Here is a 17,977-nt window from a genome sequence, read left to right on the forward strand (position 1 = left end):
CTCCGGCAATTGAATCAGTGTCTGAAGACGCGCCCGATCAGGCCGCGTCTTCCACGTCTTCGCGCGGCTTCGAAGGTACGTAGTTGAGCACCGGCCCGAGCCAGCGCTCGACCTCGGAGATCTCCATGCCCTTGCGGCCGGCATAATCCTCGACCTGATCGCGCTCCACCTTGGCAACGCCGAAGTAATAGGCGTCGGGATGGCCGATATAGATGCCCGACACGGACGAACCCGGCCACATGGCGTAGCTCTCGGTGAGCTTCACGCCGGCGGCATTCTCGGCATCGAGAAGTGCGAACAGCGTCTTCTTCTCGGTGTGATCAGGCTGCGCCGGATAGCCGGGCGCCGGGCGGATACCGGCATATTCCTCGGTGATCAGCTGCTCCTTGCTGAACGCCTCGCCCTTGGCATAGCCCCAATATTCGCGACGCACCTCTTCGTGCATGCGCTCGGCAAAGGCTTCCGCGAAGCGGTCGGCCAGCGCCTTGACGAGGATCGACGAGTAATCGTCGTTGGCGCGCTCGAAACGCTCGGCGATCGCCACTTCCTCGATACCGGCCGTGACGACGAAGCCGCCGACATAATCCTGGACGCCGCTGTCGACAGGCGCCACGAAGTCCGACAGCGCCACGTTCGGCCGGCCGTCGCGCTTCGAGAGCTGCTGGCGCAGCGTGTAGAAGGTAGCCAATTCTTCCTTGCGGCTATCGTCCTTGAACAGGCGGATATCGTCGCCGACGGTGCCGGCCGGCCAGAAGCCGATGACGGCGCGCGGGCGGAACCACTTCTCGTCGATGATCTTCTTCAGCATCCCCTGCGCATCCGCCCAGAGCGCGCGTGCCGCCTCGCCCTGCTTCTCATCCTCGAGAATGGCGGGATAGCGGCCCTTCAGCTCCCAGGTCTGGAAGAACGGCGTCCAGTCGATGTATTCGGCCAGCGTCGCCAGATCGTAATCCTCGAACACCTTGGTGCCCAGGAAACTCGGCTTGGCGGGCGCGTAAGCAGCCCAATCGACCTTCTGCGCGTTCTCGCGGGCACGAGACAACGGCAGGCGCACCTTCTCGGCCTCGCTGCGGGCGTGAGCCGCGGCGACCTTCGCGTATTCGGCGCGGATATCGGTGATGTAGCCATCACGGTTCTCCGGCGACAACAGCGACGAGACCACGCCGACCGCGCGGCTGGCATCGGTGACGTAGACCGTCTGGCCCTTGCTATAGCCAGGATGGATCTTCACCGCCGTGTGGACACGACTGGTCGTGGCGCCGCCAATCAGGAGCGGCAGGTCCAGACCCTGGCGCTCCATTTCGGCCGCCACATGCACCATCTCGTCGAGCGACGGCGTGATCAGACCTGAGAGCCCGATGACGTCGACCTTCTCGGCCACCGCCGTCTCCAGGATCTTCGTCGCCGGCACCATGACGCCGAGGTCGATGATCTCGTAATTGTTGCAGGCGAGCACGACGCCGACGATGTTCTTGCCGATATCGTGGACATCGCCCTTCACGGTCGCCATCAGGATTTTGCCGGCCGACTTGCGGTCGTCGCCGCCATTCAGCCGCTTCTCCTCTTCCATGTAGGGAAGGAGCACGGCCACGGCCTGCTTCATCACGCGCGCCGACTTGACGACCTGCGGCAGGAACATCTTGCCAGAGCCGAACAGATCGCCAACCACGTTCATGCCGGCCATCAGCGGGCCTTCGATGACATGCAGCGGACGGGCCGCTGCAAGGCGCGCCTCTTCGGTATCGGCATCGATATATTCGGTAATGCCGTTGACCAAAGCGTGTTCAAGCCGCTTCTCGACCGACCATTCACGCCAGGAGAGATCCTGCACACGTCCCTCGCGCGCAGCCCCGCCACGGAACTTCTCGGCCACTTCGAGCAGCCGCTCGGTGGCGTCGCTTCGGCGGTTCAGCACCACGTCCTCGCAGGCCTCGCGCAGCTCGGCGTCGATCTGGTCGTAGACCGCGAGCTGGCCGGCGTTGACGATGCCCATGTCCATGCCCGCCTGGATGGCGTGGTAGAGGAACACGGCATGCATCGCCTCGCGCACCGGCTCGTTGCCGCGGAACGAGAAGGAGAGGTTCGAAACACCGCCCGAAATATGCACCAGCGGCATTGTCTTGCGGATCGTGCGCGTCGCCTCGATGAAGTCGACGCCGTAATTGTTGTGCTCTTCGATACCGGTCGCGACAGCAAAGACGTTCGGATCGAAGATGATGTCCTCAGGCGGGAAGCCGGCCTTTTCGGTGAGCAGCTTGTAGGCGCGCGTGCAGATCTCGACCTTGCGGTCATAGGTATCCGCCTGGCCGGTCTCGTCGAAGGCCATGACGACGACAGCCGCGCCATAGGCATGCAGCAACCTCGCCTGCGCGAGAAAATTCTCTTCGCCCTCTTTCAGCGAGATCGAGTTGACGATCGGCTTGCCCTGAACGCGCTTCAGGCCGGATTCGATGATCGAGAACTTGGAGCTGTCGATCATGACGGGCACGCGCGCGATATCCGGCTCGGCGGCGATCAGGTTCAGGAACTCGACCATCGCCTTTTCGGAATCGATCAGGCCTTCGTCCATGTTGATATCGATGATCTGCGCGCCGTTCTCCACCTGGTCGCGCGCGACATCGAGCGCCGCCGTATAATCGGCATTGGTGATCAGCTTGCGGAAGCGAGCCGAGCCCGTGACGTTGGTGCGCTCGCCGACGTTGACGAAGGGGATGTCCTTGGTGAGTTCGAAGGGCTCGAGGCCCGACAGCGACATGAAGGGACGGTGCTCGGGGATCGGGCGCGGCTTGTACTTGGCGACGACCTCGGCGATCGCCTTGATATGCTCCGGCGTCGAGCCGCAGCAGCCGCCGACGATGTTGACGAGGCCTTCGCGAGCGAACTCGTCGATCTGTGCTGCCATCAGCTCGGGCGTCTCGTCATACTGGCCGAACTCGTTGGGCAGGCCGGCATTCGGATAGGCGCAGATGAAGGTATCGGCAACGCCCGACAGCTCCTGCAGGTGCGGACGCATGGCGTTGGCGCCGAGCGCGCAGTTGAGGCCGATCGTGAACGGGTTGGCATGGCGCACCGAGTTCCAGAAGGCCGACGGCGTCTGCCCCGACAGCGTGCGGCCGGAAAGGTCGGTGATCGTACCCGAGATCATCACAGGAAGGCGGATGCCCTTGACCTCGAAGCGCTCTTCGCAGGCAAAGATCGCAGCCTTGGCGTTCAGCGTATCGAAGATCGTCTCGATCAAGATGATATCGGCGCCGCCGTCGATGAGGCCGTCGATCTGCTCGGCATAGGCGATCCGCAGGTCGTCGAAGGTGACGGCGCGGAAGCCCGGATTGTTGACGTCAGGCGAGATCGAGGCCGTACGGTTGGTCGGGCCGATGGCGCCGGCCACGAAACGGCGGCGGCCATCCTCGCGCTCGGCGCGGATGCAGGCGCGGCGCACGACTTCGGCACCTTCCTTATTCAGCGCATAGACCTCGCCTTCCATCGCGTAGTCGGCCTGCGCGATGCGGGTTGAGGAAAACGTGTTGGTCTCGAGAATGTCGGCGCCGGCCTTGGCGTATTTGTAATGGATCTCCTCGATCGCATCCGGCTGCGAGAGGATGAGAAGGTCGTTATTGCCCTTCTGGTGGCAGGCGCAGCCGATGAAGCGATCGCCGCGGAAGTGGTCCTCGTCGAAACCCAGCCCCTGGATCTGCGTGCCCATGGCGCCGTCAAGGACGAGAATGCGTTCGCTGGCGGCTTTCCTGAGCGCTGCAAACACTTCACTGCCGTCGCGCTTTTCCCCTTCGGGGCCAAACAGATTGTTGAACACGGGCGGACTCCTTGACGTCATTATAAAGACAAGCCGCCCAAATCACATAAAGATATCTTTATGTCAATATATCAGCGACAATTTCGCCATTGCCGGCGCACGGCGGATGACAGACTCGAACGCCCCCTATATAGGCAATTTCAAAGCATTGTGTGTGAAATCGGAGGAGTATCATGGCACCTGCAATCGGCGACGCCGCGCTCGGCAACTGGACGACGCGCACCTACCACCGCGACTGGCTCGTCGCCCAGGCGAACGGCCTGTTCGATTTCTTCCAACATGACTCCATCAATCCCAAGGGTGGGTTCTACGATCTCGACGATACCGGCAAGCCGCTCGACGCCGAGGGCCAGGTGCGCGGCATCCACATCGCCGCCCGCGCCGTCCATTGCTTCTCGATCGGCACTCTGCTTGGCCGGCCCGGCGCATCCGATGTCGTCGACCACGGCATGCAGTACATCTGGAACCACCACCGTGATCAGAAGAATGGCGGCTATTTCTGGTCGCTGAACAATGACGGCCCGGTCGACACCAACAAGCAGGGCTACGGCCACGCCTTCGTGCTGCTCGCCGCCTCCTCCGCCAAGACCATCGGCCATCCGCTCGCCGACGGCATGCTCGCGGATATCACCGAAGTCCTGAACACCCGCTTCTGGGAAGCAAAGCACGGCGCCATCGCCGAGGAATTCACCGCCGACTGGCAGCCGCTAGACGGCGGCACCTATCATGGCCAGAACTCCAACATGCACCTGACCGAAGCCCTGATGGCCGCCTTCGAGGCAACTGGCAACCGCGACTACCTCACCAAGGCCGAAAGCATCGCCGACCTCGTCATCCGCCGCGCGGCCGGCTCCGTCGACTGGCGCGTCGCCGAGCACTTCGACACGAACTGGACGCTCGACAAGAACTACTATCACCCGAACGAGATGTTCCGCCCGGCTGGCACCACGCCCGGCCACTCGCTGGAATGGGCGCGCCTGCTGCTGCAGCTCTGGGCGCTCGGCGGCAAGAAGCTCGAATGGCTGCCGGATGCCGCCAAGGGCCTGTTCTCGCAGGCAATGGCGCTCGGCTGGGACGACGAAAAGGGCAGCTTCTTCTACACGCTCGACTGGGAAGACCGCCCGGACAAGCGTCAGAAGATGTGGTGGCCCGCCTGCGAGGGTGCGGCCGCTGCCCACTACCTCAACGAACACCTGCCGAGCGATTACCACGAGGAAAGCTACCGCAAGATCTGGAACGTCATCGAGCGCCGCTTCATTGACCACAAAAACGGCGGCTGGCACGAGGAACTGACGGAAGACATGGTCCCCGCCCACACCATCTTCCCCGGCAAGGGCGACATCTACCACGCCCTGCAGGCCTGCCTCATCCCCCTCTTCCCGGCGACCGGCAGCCTGACCAAGGTGATCCCCGAAGCTGGCGGCAAGATCTGACAATGAAAAAGACGGCGCCGCATCCACGGCGCCGCCTTCGTTCATGACGACGGAATGCGGGGTTCCTCGACGAGATAGAATTCCGGAACCGGCGTGACGTCGGAGACGAAGAAGCCGAAGCTCGATTGCTCACCGGGATCGAGATGCCCTTCGTCGAAATTCAGCCGGTCGAAACTCTCGAAGCGGCTTTCGAAATGCATGAAACGGCTGGACGAGATCAGCGACGGATTGGGATCGGCCTGCCCAAAGGACAGCCCGTCATAGAAATCGCTGGGCTTGCCGCGGATTTCCTGAAGTTCGAAGCCGAAGCCGATCCACGCCAGCCCGCTCCGGTTCACCGCCACCACGCGCAGATGAAACGAGCCGGGCACCGTTGTCTTCAGCTCGGAAGGCTTTGCGAAGCGGATCACCAGCGTCACCGGCGCAAGGCTGTCAAACGCCTCGCGGATCTCGATCGGATCCTCACGAGTGCCAGCGCCTGATATGGACAGGATGCGGAAGCCGCCAAGTTCGTCGGAAAACGAGTAGCTTCCCGCATACCACCGCCCGTCATCGGCCGGCCCGGCGCTGATCAGCGCCAGGGAGAGCAACGCCGCAAGAATGCGCAAACGACGCGTCATCGATCCTGTTCCCCGATCGAGATGTCAGCAACATACATGCAATTTCAGCGGCGTGCGATGCGCAATGCCCGCGAGCCGATTTTCACGCGCGCGAACCCCTCATCGGTGATACGCTGACGCCTGGGCATCCCAACGAAACATGTGAATGCAACGCAGGAGCGGAACATGACGACAGTGTTCGTACGGCATGAGGTTTCGGACTATGCGGCCTGGCGCAAGGTGTATGACGGCTTCCGCTCGGTGCAGGCGGCAAACGGCGTGATATCAGAGGCGGTCTACAAATCCGCCGACAACCCCAACGACATCACCGTCACCCATGAATTCGCGACACCAGAGGCCGCCAAGGCCTTCATGCAACTCGAGGAACTCCGCTCTGCCATGCGCACCGGCGGCATCCTCGGCGCCCCCACCGTCTGGGTCGTGGAGAAGGCGTAGACCGTTCCGGCCCGATCTACACAAAACGGGCCGGTAATCTTCCGTACGACGCTTTACGCCAGACGCAGCGCGTCCAGATCCTTGGCCAGCATCAGCGCCAGCGCCTCGACGACGAGATTGTGGTCGTCGCGCTGCGGCAGGCCGGAGACGGTCACCGAGCCGATGCAGCCCGTGCCCTTGACGTTGATCGGGAAGCTGCCGCCATGCGGCGCATAGTCTGCGTCCGAAAGACCGTTGTCCGCAACGGTCTTGCCCTTGGACTTGAGGTCGAGGCCGATGGCATAGCTGCTGCGGAAATAGCGCAGCACCAGATTGCGCTTGCGGCGCACCCACTGCACGTTATCAGGCGTCACGCCGGGAAGTGCCACGTAGAAGACCGGCATCGAATGCAGGTTGATATCGATCGCGATACCCAGGCGACGCTCCGAACCCAGCTCCTGCAGCAGCTTGCCCAGCTGCCATGCGGTCGACAGATCGAAACTGTCGAAGCTCAGCACCTTCTCCTGTTCGGCAATACGCGCAAGATCGTCGTCCGGCATGGTCATGTCTACTTCCTCTCCTTGAATGCTTTTTGCTGAGCATCGTCAGGAGAGCGGAAAAGTAAAGCGGAATCGTGGTGATACGCCATGTGGGGCGACGGCCCAGGGACAGCCTCAGCCCCCTGCCTGCATCGGTGCGAACCGGCTCATCTCGCCGATAAACGGCTTGGCAAGCGGCGCCGCGTAGGAGCCGCGCTTGCTCGTCGACAGACCAAGCGACACCAGCGCCTCGGCCTGCTTGACGGCCGCCGCTACACCATCGACCACGGGCACGCCGTAGATCTCCTGCAGCTCGCGCGCCAGATCGGTCATCCCCGCGCAGCCGAGCACGATCGCCTCGGCGCCGTCCTCATCAAGCGCCCGCTCGATCTCGGCGCGCAGCTTGCCGATCGCGCCCGACGCCTCATCCTCGAGTTCCAGCACCGGAATGTCAGACGCGCGGACCTTCGCCCGGTCGCCCATGCCATAGCGGCGCACGAGATTGTCGATCAGCACCCGCGAACGCTCCAGCGTCGTCACCACGGTGAAGCGCTGCGCAAGAAACCCGGCGGTGGCGACGGCGGCCTCGCAAAGCCCGAGCACAGGTACGTCGGCGAAACTGCGCGCCGCCTCCAGCCCCGTATCATCGAAGCAGGCGATGACGGCGGCGTCATAGGTCCCTGCCCGCTCCTTCAGCTCCATCAGCAGACCGGGAATGGCGAGCGCCCCGTCATAGTGCCCCTCGATCGACACCGGCCCCATTCTCGAAGTGGCGGCGATGATCTCGGTGCCGGTGGCGGCGACGAGCCGTGCGGCGCTCGCTGCCTTCTCGGTCATGCTTGATGTCGTGTTCGGATTGACGATCAGAATGCGCATGAGATCAGCTTGTCTTTGCCTGGCGTCCGCGCAGCATCATCATGATGCCGAGCGCAACGAGAATGATGGTGAAGGAAAACAGCGTCGTCACCGTACCGAGCGCATAGAGCACCGGCGTCGTCACGTTGGTCGTCATCCCGTAGATCTCCAGCGGCAGCGTGTTGTAGCTGCCTGATGTCATCAGCGTGCGGGCGAATTCGTCATAGGAGAGCGTGAAGCCGAACAGGCCGACGCCGATCAGGCTGGGCGCGATCATCGGCAGCACGACATGCACGAAGGTCTGCCACGACGTCGCCCCTAGATCGCGCGCCGCCTCTTCGTAGGCCGGCGAGAAGCGGTTGAAGACGGCGAACATGATGAGCACGCCGAAAGGCAGCGTCCATGTCAGATGCGCGCCGAAGGCCGACGAATACCATGCCGGCTTCAAGCCGCCCTGCTGGAACACCACGCCGATGCCGAGCGAGATGATGATCGACGGCACCACGAGGCTGGCGACCGTCGCGTAGAACAGCAAGGTGGCGCCACGGAAGCGGCGGCGGAAGGCAAGGCCCGCCAGCAGCGACACGACGACGGTGACGACCATGACCATCAGGCCGAGCGAGAAGGAGCGGCGGAAGGATGCCCCGAAATCGCCCACCGCCTGCTTTTCGAACAGGTTGAAAAACCAGTGGACCGAGACCCCGTTGAGCGGGAATGTCAGGCCGCCATCCGGCCCCTGGAAGGAGAGGATGAGGATCGCCGACAGCGGGCCGTAGAGGAACAGCACGAAGACGATGAAGAAGGCGGCGAGCACGTAGAATTCGAGCGTGCGCTTTTCGTGGCTCATCTCAAAGCTCCTTGCGGATATCGACGACGCGCAGGATGGCGGCGACCATCATCAGCACGACGATCAGAAGCACCACGGCATTGGCGGCGGCGGCCGGATACTGCAGCAGCGACATCTGGTTCTTCATCATCAGCGCCACCGAGGCGCTCTGCCCGCCGGACATGACCTGCACCGTCGAGAAGTCGGCCATGACGAGCGTGACGACGAAGATCGAGCCGATGGCGATGCCGGGCTTGGCGAGCGGGATGACGACGTTCCAGAGAATCTGCCAGCCGCTGGCGCCGGCATCGCGCGCCGCCTCGAACAGCGAGCGGTCGATGCGCATCAGCGTGTTGAAGATCGGCGTCACCATGAACAGCGTGTAGAGATGCACCATGGCAAGCACCACGGCGAAATCGGAATAGAGCAGCCATTCGATCGGCTGCGGGATGATCCCCATCTCGATCAGTGCCGAATTGACCAGCCCATTGCGGCCGAGAACCGGGATCCACGAGATCATGCGGATGATGTTCGACGTCATGAACGGCACGGTGCAAACCAGAAACAGGATCATCTGCGTCGACGTGCGGCGGATGTGGAAGGCAAGGAAATAAGCGACCCAGAAACCGATGAAGACGGTGAGCGCCCAGACGATGACGGTGAATTTCAGCGTGTTCAGATAGGTCTTCCACGTGACCCACGAGCCGAGCGTCTCGGTGTAGTTCATCGTCAGGAAATCAGGATAGAGACCTGCGAAGTCGTAATCCCAGAAGCTGACCACCGCGATCATCAAAATCGGCAGGATGAAGAAGAAGCCGAGGATGAGGATCAGCGGCGTCGCCTGGAGATAGGAGGCCGCCCACGGCGCCAGCCGAAAGCCCGGGCTGCGCACCCGCTCAGTCGTCTCATTTGTCTCTGCTGAAGCGATCGTCGCCATCGCTGATCCCTTTTTCAGTTGGCATTGCGTTGCGTGGCGCCCCCCTCTGCCCTGCCGGGCATCTCCCCCACAGGTGGGGAGATTGGCTGGGCGCAACCGCTCGTCCGACCTTTATTGGTTGGCGAGCGGCTAACAACGGATCGATCTCCCCCCTTGTGGGGGAGATGTTCGGCAGGACAGAGGGGGGGGTAACCCACGGCGGAACCTCCCCTCCCGCGATTGGAAGGGGAGATCCCAGATCGCCTTAAGCCGCGATGAACTCGTTCCAGCGGCGAACCATGTAGCGGTCCTCGTCCATGACGGAGTTCCAGCACGCGACATGGCCCATGCGCTCTTCGAACGAGCCGCCGTCGCGAACCGCACCGGCCTTCTCCATGACCTTGCCTTCGGGCGAAAGGATATCGCCCTTGGCGGCCTTGCCTTCGATCCAGTAGCCCCACTCGTCCTCGGTCATGAAGCCCTTGGCGGTGTCCATGCAGGCCGAGTAGTAGCCCTGGCGGTTGAGGTAGCCGCCGACCCAACCGGATGTGTACCAGTTGATGTACTCATAGGCCGCGTCGAGCTCGGCGCCCTTGAGGTGCGCGGCAAGGCCAAGACCGCCGCCCCACGAGCGATAGCCTTCCTTGAGCGGCTGATACTTGCAGGCGATGCCCTTGGAGCGGACGGCGGCAACCGCCGGCGACCACATGGACTGGATGACGACTTCGCCCGATGCCATCAGGTTGACCGACTCGTCGAACGACTTCCAGAAGGCGCGGAACTGGCCGTCCTGCTTGGCCTTGATCAGGAACTCGATCGTCTTGTCGATCTCTTCCTTGGTCATGTTGCCCTTGTCGGCGTATTTGATGTTGCCGAGCGCTTCCATGATCATCGCGGCATCCATGATGCCGATCGACGGAATGTTGAGGATCGAGGTCTTGCCCTTGAACTTCGGGTCCATGATATCGGCCCAACTGCCAATCTCCCGGCCGACGAGGTCGGGACGGATGCCGAGCGTGTCGGCATTGTAGATCGTCGGCATCATGGTGAAGAGTTCGGTCTCGCCCTTGGCGAAGGTCTTGGCGTCCGCGCTCTCGACATAGCCGACCGTGTGCGGCGCGGTACCCTGCGCAATCACGCTATCCGGCTTCAGTTTGCCGTTCTTGAAGAGCGGAACGACCTTGTCGTAATACTTCAGCTTCTTCACATCCATCGGCTGGATGACGCCGGTCGGATAGACCTTCTTCAGGATCCAGTATTCGATGTCGGCAATGTCGTAGCTATCGGGCTGCGTGACGGCGCGCTGGGCGGCGGCGTCGGAATCGGTCGCCGTCATCTCGAGCGTGATGCCGAGGTCCTTCTTGCACTGCTCGGCAATGGCGTTGATGTTGGAAACGCCGGTGCCGAACTGGCGAAGCGTGATGTTCGACTGCGCCCAGATGGTCGGGAAACCGGTGATGAGCCCGGAGCCGGCGGCCGCACCAAGGGCGGCGGCGCCCGTCTTCAGCAGGCCGCGGCGCGATACGCCCTTGTCGAGCAGACCCTTCTTGGTGGTTTTCGTTGTATCAGTCATGTCAGTTCCCTCTGGTTTTTGTGGTAATTGAGATTCATGCCGAAACGCGGCCCAGGAGAACGGCGTCCTCCAGGGCCCAACTCAGGGACACCGCATCGCCGACCGATGCGGGGTTGGCGAAATAATCGCCGTCGGACGCAATGACGGTGAAGTCATCGCTGCCCGCGCCGACCACGGTGATCTTCACCGAGGCGCCGCGATATTCGATGTTGGATATGATGCCGTTGAAGCCGAGCGTCTTGTCGGTGGCGCTGGCGAGACGTACCCGGTCGGTGCGGATGCCGATATCGATGACCTCGCCGACCTCCCTGCCCGCGCCGCGCACCGTGAAGCTCTGCCCCTCCGGAACCTCGAGCGTGATCAGGCCGTCCTTGGCGGATGTCACGCGGCCCGTCAGCACGTTGTGATCACCCATGAAGCGGGCCACGAAGGCGGTGGCCGGCTCCTCGAACACCTTGCGTGGGGTGGCCGCCTGCTCGATCTTGCCGTCGTTCATGATCACGATGATATCGGCAAGCGCCATCGCCTCTTCCTGGCTGTGCGTCACATGCACGAAGGTGATCCCCAGCGTCTTCTGCAGCTTCTTCAGCTCCGCGCGCATGCGGATCTTGAGAAACGGATCGAGCGCCGACAGCGGCTCGTCGAGCAGCAGCGCCTCGGGATCGGTGATCAGCGCGCGGGCAAGCGCCACGCGCTGCTGCTGGCCGCCGGAAAGCTGCGCCGGACGCCTGTTGGCATAGGCCTCCATCTGCATCAGCTTCAGCATCTCCAGCGCCTTGGCCCGCCGCTCCTCCTTCTCGATGCCCTTCATCTTCAGGCTGAAGGCGACGTTGTCGATCAGGTCGAGATGCGGGAAGAGCGCGTAGGACTGGAACATCATCGCCGTGCCGCGCTTGGCCGGCGGAAAATCGGTGACGACGGTATTGCCGAGGCGAATATCGCCCGACGAAATGCTCTCGTGCCCGGCAATCATCCGAAGCGTCGACGTCTTGCCGCAGCCCGATGGCCCCAGGAAGCAGCAATAGGAACCAGCCGGTATCTTCAGGCTGATTGCGTGCACGGCGGTGGTGGCGCCATACACCTTCGAAACGGATGCTATATCGATCTCTGCCGCTTTCGACATCGTGTCTTCCCCTGTTCGAGGAATACGATGCATTCGCCGTGCCAGTTTCTGCCGCAGTGCATCAAGTCATTACGAATATTGAATTTTCTTGGAAATCCCCAAATGACTAAAATTCAACCCTCGGATATGTCTGCACATGAAATAGGCTTTCGTCTACGATTTGCGCAAATAATCGTATACAATTTGACCGCTGCATTGCTCGCAAATTCCGTTTAACTTTTCGGCTGAATATGGCTATCATCGGCCGATCACAGGACATCCCGCCTCATGAACTCCGCAGCCAATGCGCTTCTGACGACCGAAGAGCCCACCGAGACCGGCGCGCAGCAGATCCGCGACGCCATTCGCGACGCGATCGTCGAACGTCGCCTGTCGCCGGGAACCAAGCTGTCGGAAAGCGATGTCGGCAATCTCTTCAACGTCAGCCGCACGCTGGCGCGCGCGGCCCTGCAGGCTCTCTCGTATGAGGGGCTGGTCAGCGTCGAGAAGAACCGCGGCGCCTTCGTGGCCTACCCCTCGCCTGACGAGGCCCGCCAGATCTTCGCCGCCCGCCGGCTGATCGAGCCCGGCATTCTGCGCGAGGCGGCGGCAAGGATCACGACATCAGAGATCCAGCACCTGCGGCAACTGCTGCTGGAAGAAAGCCGCCTGATAAGCGAGCGTGGCCAGACGGCCCGGCGTGCCGAAATCAAGGCATCCGGCGATTTTCACCTGACGCTCGCCGCCATCTCCGGCAATACAATCATGCAGCGTTTCATGGAGGAGCTCGTGGCCCGCTCCTCGCTTGTCATCGCGCTCTACGGCCAGTCCACCATATCGAGCTGCGGTCACAACGAGCATGGCGACATCGTCTCGGCGATCGAAGCCAAGGATCTCGACCGCGCCTGTCATCTCATGCTGCATCACATCGCACATATCGAGGCCGACCTCGATCTGCGTGAGCGTAAGGGACAGGGACTGAAGGAAGCGTTCGACCTCTAGGTCGCGTGTAGCGCATCAATCGAGCGCCGAAAGAGCCCAGATATTAAGGGCTCTTGTGCGAGACGCGGCCGCCGAAGCGACCGCGGCATCGTAAAATCAGCCGCGCGAGCGGCGTTCGTCCGGAACGGCGGCAACGGCCACGATATCGGGCGTTCCCGTCACGTGCAGGCGCTTACGCACCAGCACGCCCATGACGCGGGCGGCGGTCGAAAACGTCATCTGGTCCAGCGGGCCTTCGCCCTCCCAGGGTTTCGTCAGTCGCTCGGTAACGGCGCCGACGATATTCATCGGCACGATGTCGTCGCATTGGCGCATGGCCTCGAAGACGCTGCTGATCGGAACCACCCGGCCTTCGAACGTGACGATCGGTTCGGTCAGTTCCGCATCCCACTCTTCAAACGCATAAAGAGCGTCGCGAAAGAGCTCTTGAAGGGTGAACGGGGCGTGCCCATTGTGAAGTGGCGGCAAGGCATTCGACATGTCTGTCTCCTCTTTGCAGGGATAAAGCCAATTCCTCCTCATCGGTCCGCACTAACGCCGAAAGCAGAACTCAAGTTCCCGGCCGGACCGAATAACACGATCGATGTTATAGTGTAATATACGCGTGATAAAGCGCTTTTCTGCCGCAGCCTGGCCACAGCTGCGGCCGCAAAAAGATAAGCCGTTGATATCCAAGCGAATATCAACGGCAATCTTTTGGTAACTTAGATTAACGAAGGGGCCGATCGCGCTACTGGGCGATCGCGAATGTAACGTTCACCTGGATATTGTAGCTGCTCTCGCCGCCCTGGATCGGCACGGCTGAATCGGCCTCCGACTTCATCATCGCCGCCCGCATGACCGGCATCGGCTGCGGACGCGGACCGTTTTCGTTGATCTCGATGACATTGCCGAGCTTGACGCCGGCGGCGGACGCAAGCGTCTTTGCCCGCGCCATGGCATCAGCCACCGCATTCTTGCGCGCCTCTTCGACCGCGCTGTCGGGCTTGTCATTGGTGAACTGGATATCGCCGCCCTGATTGACGCCGAGCGTCACCGACTGATCGATGATCCCGCCGAGCTTGGAGAGATCGCGGACCCGCACCGTCAGCGCGTTGGAAACCTGGTAGCCGATGAGCTCCGGCGGCAACTGCTGCCCGTCGGTCCCCTGCGGATAGCGATATTGCGGCTGCACGGAAAAGCCCGACGTCTGCAGATCCCGCTCGGCGATACCGGCCTTCTTCAGCGCCGCGAGCACGTCGCTCATCGCCTTGTTGTTATTGTCGAGCGCCTCGCGCGCTGTCTTCTCCTGCTTGACGACGGAGAAGGTCAAGACCGCCATATCCGGCGCCATCGTCGCCCGCCCCTCGCCGATCACGGTGATAACCGCCTGGCGCGGCGCATCGGCCGCGAATGCGGGCAGGCCTGCGGCAGCAAGCACCGGCAGGCTGAGAAAGAGACCGGCGGCAAAGCTCTTGGTGTTCAGCAATGGCATTGTTTCACTCCCCGATTGTGACTTACCGATCCCTCTTGCCGTTTGATTGTGAAGCTATTGCGGCAATGACTTGTGACCGCTCTGAAATTGCGTTAGACGCAACGAGCACCGGCGAACCATTGCGCCGCTGCACGGCGCCGCAAAGGCCGCCAGGGCCTGTAGCTCAATGGTTAGAGCCGGCGGCTCATAACCGCTTGGTTGGGGGTTCGAGTCCCTCCGGGCCCACCATCTTCTTCTGTTGTCCGACCCTAGAGATTGGCAACACGGCGCTTCACACCATGCATATAGTTCGCGACATCGATCTGCTCGGAAGATAGCGGACATAGCTGAGCTATGATGATGAAAAGAAACGGTGAATTCCGTCCCCTCCGGTTGACAGGCCACGCGTTCTTGGCAATGTGGCTCGCGTTAAGGTTGGGGAATCTCTAATGTTGAAAACAACGGTCGCAGCAGCGACCTTCGCGGTACTGCTCACCTCCTGTGTGCAGTCCAGCACCATGCGAGTGTCTAAGAACCAAATGATCATCCAGACCAGCGCCGAGCCGATGTGCGGTAGCGTTGGCGCCGCCAAGGCGGCACAAAAGCAGGCCGCGGTCGAGACCATCAAGTCGGGTTATGATCGCTACATCATAACGTCTGCGGCAGCCGCCAACAATGTGACCGCAACCCAGATGCCAGGGCACTACAACACCTATGGCACCGTGAACTCCTATGGCGGATACGGCACGGTCAATGCAACAACAACCTATACGCCCGGACCGATCATCTACGGCGGCTCACACGACCAATCGATTGGAGTCGTGATGTTCAAGGACGGTGAGCCGGGCAGCAGCCAAGCTATATCTGCCCGTGAGGTACTCGGCCCTAAATGGGCGGTGATCGTTAAAGACGGCGTCAACCTCTGCAACTAAAAGGTCTGGCCGGGAGAAGAGTGGCGGCTTTCAGCTTGCCGCCACAACGTCGCCCCACTATCGCCCCCTACACGCCCCCCAACGCCTCCCCCACCGCGATCTCCGCCATCTTCAGCGCCGCTTCGCGGCTCTTGGCGGCGGCGATGAAGCGGCCGTTGTGGCAGAAGCTGGCGCCTTGGACGCCGGAGGCGGCTTCGAGGTCGCCGTTGGTGAGGCCTGCCCATGCGGCCGGCAGGTCGGCGCGCAGCGCGAAGCCTTCTTCCTCGCGGCGAATGCCGGTCACGCACCAGTCCTTGTCACGCGGGTGGACGACGAAGAGCAGGTGGTCGGCGCCGGCCTTTACGATGGCCGGGCGGAAAGGCATGCCCATCGGCAGTTCCAGAACGCGGTTCTCACCGGCGGCGACGATCGCCTTGTGCACCAGCGCCTCGGCCCTGCGCTTCGCGGCACTCTTGCCGATCCGCGCCTCGACGAAGCTGCGGGCAATCGCGAGTGCCGCATGAAAGGCGCGGTCGTCGGCGCCGGGATCGGTCTCGTCGAAGACGGGCTTCAGCGTTTCCAGAAGTGCCGGCAGCGTCAGTCCGGCCAGCGGGCCGGAGGGGCTGAGCGCGCCATTGTCGGTGAGGTCGATCGGCAGCACGAAGCTGCCGTCGAAGGAGGCGTGGATGTCCTCGATGTCTGCCTCGGGAACACCCGATGCAGCGAGATAATCGCGCCCGTAGTGCTTCCAGATCAGGCCGAACGAGCTGTAGGGCTGGCCGTCGTCACGCAGCGGCGCGCCGCGCTGGTGATGGTCGAAGATACCCGCGGCCGCGTCATAGGCGCCGCCGACATCATAGATGATCCGGTCGGGTCCGGGCGTGATCCATTCCGGCGCACGGCTGCGCATGATGCGCGCCTCTGGAAAAAGCCGGGTCAGAACGACGGTGGAGAGCAGTTCGTCGGCGTGGAAGCCACCGGAATGCGTGACGAGAAATTCAGGAATCATGTAGCGGCGCCCTCTTGTCTGCGGATCATCCGCACATGCAGGCACCAGATAGCTGTTGGCGCAAATCACCTCAACCCGCAGGCGCAGCATTTTCTCCTACTGATGCTGCACCGCATCATCCAATTGGGTGTATTGTCAGCGACCGCCGGCTATGTCCTTGAACATAGCTGAAGGTTAACGTTTGCTTTCATACGAAGCTTCTGAATATGACAAACCCGTGAATTTTACGCTTGCCATCGGGAAAAAGCCGCGCAACTATTCGTGTCGGGAGCATGATAGTGACGGGAACCACACATGCCAAAGACTGGAATAATAGCAGTATCCGGGACATCCATGTCCCGTCAGTGCATTTTCACAGCCGATGACGGCGGCGGAAAAATCCGCGGCTGTCCACGCTTTCTCGGGATGATTTTCGGGAAGCCGAGCGTCCGTCTCGCTGACACGTCGAGCGGAAGATGGGCCTCCATCGAACTCGGCAAGGTCGATAAACGCGGCAATGCGACGTTTCGCTGGATCTGAGAGTTCGAGACGCGCCTTCAGCTGATCCGCTGACCTCCATATGATGCTCGACGCCCTTGGGAGATGTGGCGCCGAGCACCAATCGAGGGAACAAAATCCGCAGGCCGACCGTTGAAGCGGCATCGCCGCATTGCGGCTTGGAGGGGCGCCAAGGCGCCGGCATCGGATGGCGCGTCAGACCTATTGGAAGGGTTATCTCAAGCTGTCGCTCGTGACCGCGTCGGTATCGCTGACGCCGGCGACCACTGACAGTAACCAGCTGCGGTTTCATGTGCTGAACCGCAAGACCAGAAATCGCGTCGAAAGCCGCTACGTCGACAGCGTCACCCACAAGCCGATATCGGACAAGGACCAGGTCAAGGGCTATCCGCGCAGCGAGGACGATTACGTCATCCTGGAGGATGACGAGATCAGCGAGGTCGGGCTGGAGAGCACCCGCACAATCGATATATCGAGCTTCGTGCCGCGCGGCTCGATCGATTGGATCTGGTACGACAAGCCGCATTTCCTGGCGCCGGAAGACAAGGTCGGCGTCGAGGCCTTCTGTGTCATCCGCGAGGCGATGAAGGCAAACGACGTCGTCGGTATCGCGCGCCTCGTGCTCTACCGCCGCGAACGCGCCGTGCTGCTCGAGCCGCAGGGCAAGGGCATCGTGCTCTGGACGCTGCATTTCGGCGACGAAGTCCGCGAGCCGGCCGGAACGGTCGATCTGGCCGCCAAAGCGGATCAGAGGGTGCTGGCGCTGATGAGCAAGCTGGTGAAGGACCGCACCGAGGAATGGAAACCCTCGATGGTCACCGATCCCGTGCAGAAGCGCATAAGGGCGATGATCCGCGCCAAGCAGAAGAGCCTTCCGAAGCCCGTGGCGGCATCGAAGCGCACGCCGGTCAAATCCACCGGCAACGTCGTCAACATCATGGATGCGCTGAAGAAGAGCATTGCCAAGGATGGCGGACGGCCGAAGCACTAGCCCGACGCATATGTCAGGCCATCC

16 protein-coding genes and 1 tRNA gene are annotated in these 17,977 nt (G+C 62.0%); 6 read left to right on the forward strand and 11 right to left on the reverse strand.

Annotated elements, in window-relative coordinates; all coding sequences use genetic code 11:
• Positions 1-37: 37 nt before the first annotated feature.
• Complete coding sequence (metH, locus tag ACODTZ_RS15260) at positions 38-3,811, reverse strand: methionine synthase (RefSeq protein WP_489026665.1); 3,774 nt, start codon at positions 3,809-3,811, stop codon at positions 38-40.
• A gap of 173 nt (positions 3,812-3,984) precedes the next feature.
• On the opposite strand from metH, the gene ACODTZ_RS15265 reads away from it, so the two are divergent.
• Positions 3,985-5,244: an AGE family epimerase/isomerase gene (locus tag ACODTZ_RS15265; RefSeq protein WP_489026666.1), complete on the forward strand. Its 1,260-nt coding sequence runs from the start codon at positions 3,985-3,987 to the stop codon at positions 5,242-5,244.
• Positions 5,245-5,285: 41 nt separating this feature from the next.
• On the opposite strand, the gene ACODTZ_RS15270 is transcribed toward ACODTZ_RS15265, so the two are convergent.
• The gene (locus ACODTZ_RS15270) at positions 5,286-5,864 is read right to left on the reverse strand and encodes a hypothetical protein (RefSeq protein ID WP_489026667.1); all 579 of its coding nucleotides are present in this window, start codon (positions 5,862-5,864) and stop codon (positions 5,286-5,288) included.
• 165 nt (positions 5,865-6,029) lie between these two features.
• Between ACODTZ_RS15270 and ACODTZ_RS15275 the strand changes: the two genes are divergently transcribed.
• On the forward strand, positions 6,030-6,299 hold the full coding sequence (locus ACODTZ_RS15275; RefSeq protein WP_489026668.1) for an antibiotic biosynthesis monooxygenase: 270 nt from the start codon (positions 6,030-6,032) through the stop codon (positions 6,297-6,299).
• A 53-nt stretch (positions 6,300-6,352) separates the two neighbouring features.
• On the opposite strand, the gene ACODTZ_RS15280 is transcribed toward ACODTZ_RS15275, so the two are convergent.
• From ACODTZ_RS15280 to ACODTZ_RS15305, 6 genes are all read right to left on the reverse strand, one after another.
• Entirely contained in the window at positions 6,353-6,844 is a 492-nt protein-coding gene (locus tag ACODTZ_RS15280; protein ID WP_489026669.1) for a heme-degrading domain-containing protein, read from the reverse strand.
• A gap of 108 nt (positions 6,845-6,952) precedes the next feature.
• Positions 6,953-7,693: an aspartate/glutamate racemase family protein gene (locus ACODTZ_RS15285; protein WP_489026670.1), complete on the reverse strand. Its 741-nt coding sequence runs from the start codon at positions 7,691-7,693 to the stop codon at positions 6,953-6,955.
• A 4-nt stretch (positions 7,694-7,697) separates the two neighbouring features.
• Positions 7,698-8,519: an ABC transporter permease gene (locus ACODTZ_RS15290; RefSeq protein WP_209190900.1), complete on the reverse strand. Its 822-nt coding sequence runs from the start codon at positions 8,517-8,519 to the stop codon at positions 7,698-7,700.
• Between the two features lies 1 nt (position 8,520).
• Entirely contained in the window at positions 8,521-9,435 is a 915-nt protein-coding gene (locus ACODTZ_RS15295; RefSeq protein WP_065693541.1) for an ABC transporter permease, read from the reverse strand.
• A gap of 244 nt (positions 9,436-9,679) precedes the next feature.
• On the reverse strand, positions 9,680-10,987 hold the full coding sequence (locus tag ACODTZ_RS15300; protein WP_489026671.1) for an ABC transporter substrate-binding protein: 1,308 nt from the start codon (positions 10,985-10,987) through the stop codon (positions 9,680-9,682).
• A gap of 34 nt (positions 10,988-11,021) precedes the next feature.
• Complete coding sequence (locus tag ACODTZ_RS15305; RefSeq protein ID WP_489026672.1) at positions 11,022-12,110, reverse strand: ABC transporter ATP-binding protein; 1,089 nt, start codon at positions 12,108-12,110, stop codon at positions 11,022-11,024.
• 267 nt (positions 12,111-12,377) lie between these two features.
• On the opposite strand from ACODTZ_RS15305, the gene ACODTZ_RS15310 reads away from it, so the two are divergent.
• Positions 12,378-13,091 carry a GntR family transcriptional regulator gene (locus tag ACODTZ_RS15310; protein ID WP_245206025.1) on the forward strand — a complete coding sequence of 238 codons (714 nt, stop codon included), beginning with the start codon at positions 12,378-12,380 and terminating at the stop codon, positions 13,089-13,091.
• Between the two features lie 96 nt (positions 13,092-13,187).
• On the opposite strand, the gene ACODTZ_RS15315 is transcribed toward ACODTZ_RS15310, so the two are convergent.
• Positions 13,188-13,571: a BRA0787 family protein gene (locus ACODTZ_RS15315; protein ID WP_489026673.1), complete on the reverse strand. Its 384-nt coding sequence runs from the start codon at positions 13,569-13,571 to the stop codon at positions 13,188-13,190.
• 250 nt (positions 13,572-13,821) lie between these two features.
• Complete coding sequence (locus ACODTZ_RS15320; RefSeq protein WP_489026674.1) at positions 13,822-14,565, reverse strand: SIMPL domain-containing protein; 744 nt, start codon at positions 14,563-14,565, stop codon at positions 13,822-13,824.
• A 152-nt stretch (positions 14,566-14,717) separates the two neighbouring features.
• Here ACODTZ_RS15320 and ACODTZ_RS15325 point away from each other — a divergent pair.
• Positions 14,718-14,793: transfer RNA gene (locus tag ACODTZ_RS15325), tRNA-Ile, on the forward strand.
• A gap of 200 nt (positions 14,794-14,993) precedes the next feature.
• Positions 14,994-15,476 (forward strand): hypothetical protein, encoded by a 483-nt coding sequence (locus tag ACODTZ_RS15330; protein WP_209234912.1) that lies wholly within the window; start codon positions 14,994-14,996, stop codon positions 15,474-15,476.
• 67 nt (positions 15,477-15,543) lie between these two features.
• Here ACODTZ_RS15330 and ACODTZ_RS15335 read toward each other — a convergent pair whose 3' ends face one another.
• Positions 15,544-16,464 carry an MYG1 family protein gene (locus ACODTZ_RS15335; protein ID WP_489026675.1) on the reverse strand — a complete coding sequence of 307 codons (921 nt, stop codon included), beginning with the start codon at positions 16,462-16,464 and terminating at the stop codon, positions 15,544-15,546.
• Between the two features lie 685 nt (positions 16,465-17,149).
• On the opposite strand from ACODTZ_RS15335, the gene ku reads away from it, so the two are divergent.
• On the forward strand, positions 17,150-17,953 hold the full coding sequence (gene ku / locus ACODTZ_RS15340) for a non-homologous end joining protein Ku (protein WP_489026676.1): 804 nt from the start codon (positions 17,150-17,152) through the stop codon (positions 17,951-17,953).
• Positions 17,954-17,977: the final 24 nt, after the last annotated feature.

This window comes from Rhizobium sp. FG113 (assembly GCF_057809895.1).

Excerpts from the sequence above, each read along its gene's own strand:
- ACODTZ_RS15265 (WP_489026666.1), top strand. The coding sequence starts at position 3,985 with ATGGCACCTGCAATCGGCGACGCCGCGCTCGGCAACTGGACGACGCGC.
- ACODTZ_RS15270 (WP_489026667.1), bottom strand. The coding sequence starts at position 5,864 with ATGACGCGTCGTTTGCGCATTCTTGCGGCGTTGCTCTCCCTGGCGCTG.
- ACODTZ_RS15275 (WP_489026668.1), top strand. The coding sequence starts at position 6,030 with ATGACGACAGTGTTCGTACGGCATGAGGTTTCGGACTATGCGGCCTGG.
- ACODTZ_RS15280 (WP_489026669.1), bottom strand. The coding sequence starts at position 6,844 with ATGACCATGCCGGACGACGATCTTGCGCGTATTGCCGAACAGGAGAAG.
- ACODTZ_RS15285 (WP_489026670.1), bottom strand. The coding sequence starts at position 7,693 with ATGCGCATTCTGATCGTCAATCCGAACACGACATCAAGCATGACCGAG.
- ACODTZ_RS15290 (WP_209190900.1), bottom strand. The coding sequence starts at position 8,519 with ATGAGCCACGAAAAGCGCACGCTCGAATTCTACGTGCTCGCCGCCTTC.
- ACODTZ_RS15295 (WP_065693541.1), bottom strand. The coding sequence starts at position 9,435 with ATGGCGACGATCGCTTCAGCAGAGACAAATGAGACGACTGAGCGGGTG.
- ACODTZ_RS15300 (WP_489026671.1), bottom strand. The coding sequence starts at position 10,987 with ATGACTGATACAACGAAAACCACCAAGAAGGGTCTGCTCGACAAGGGC.
- ACODTZ_RS15305 (WP_489026672.1), bottom strand. The coding sequence starts at position 12,110 with ATGTCGAAAGCGGCAGAGATCGATATAGCATCCGTTTCGAAGGTGTAT.
- ACODTZ_RS15310 (WP_245206025.1), top strand. The coding sequence starts at position 12,378 with ATGAACTCCGCAGCCAATGCGCTTCTGACGACCGAAGAGCCCACCGAG.
- ACODTZ_RS15315 (WP_489026673.1), bottom strand. The coding sequence starts at position 13,571 with ATGTCGAATGCCTTGCCGCCACTTCACAATGGGCACGCCCCGTTCACC.
- ACODTZ_RS15320 (WP_489026674.1), bottom strand. The coding sequence starts at position 14,565 with ATGCCATTGCTGAACACCAAGAGCTTTGCCGCCGGTCTCTTTCTCAGC.
- ACODTZ_RS15330 (WP_209234912.1), top strand. The coding sequence starts at position 14,994 with ATGTTGAAAACAACGGTCGCAGCAGCGACCTTCGCGGTACTGCTCACC.
- ACODTZ_RS15335 (WP_489026675.1), bottom strand. The coding sequence starts at position 16,464 with ATGATTCCTGAATTTCTCGTCACGCATTCCGGTGGCTTCCACGCCGAC.
- ku (WP_489026676.1), top strand. The coding sequence starts at position 17,150 with ATGGCGCGTCAGACCTATTGGAAGGGTTATCTCAAGCTGTCGCTCGTG.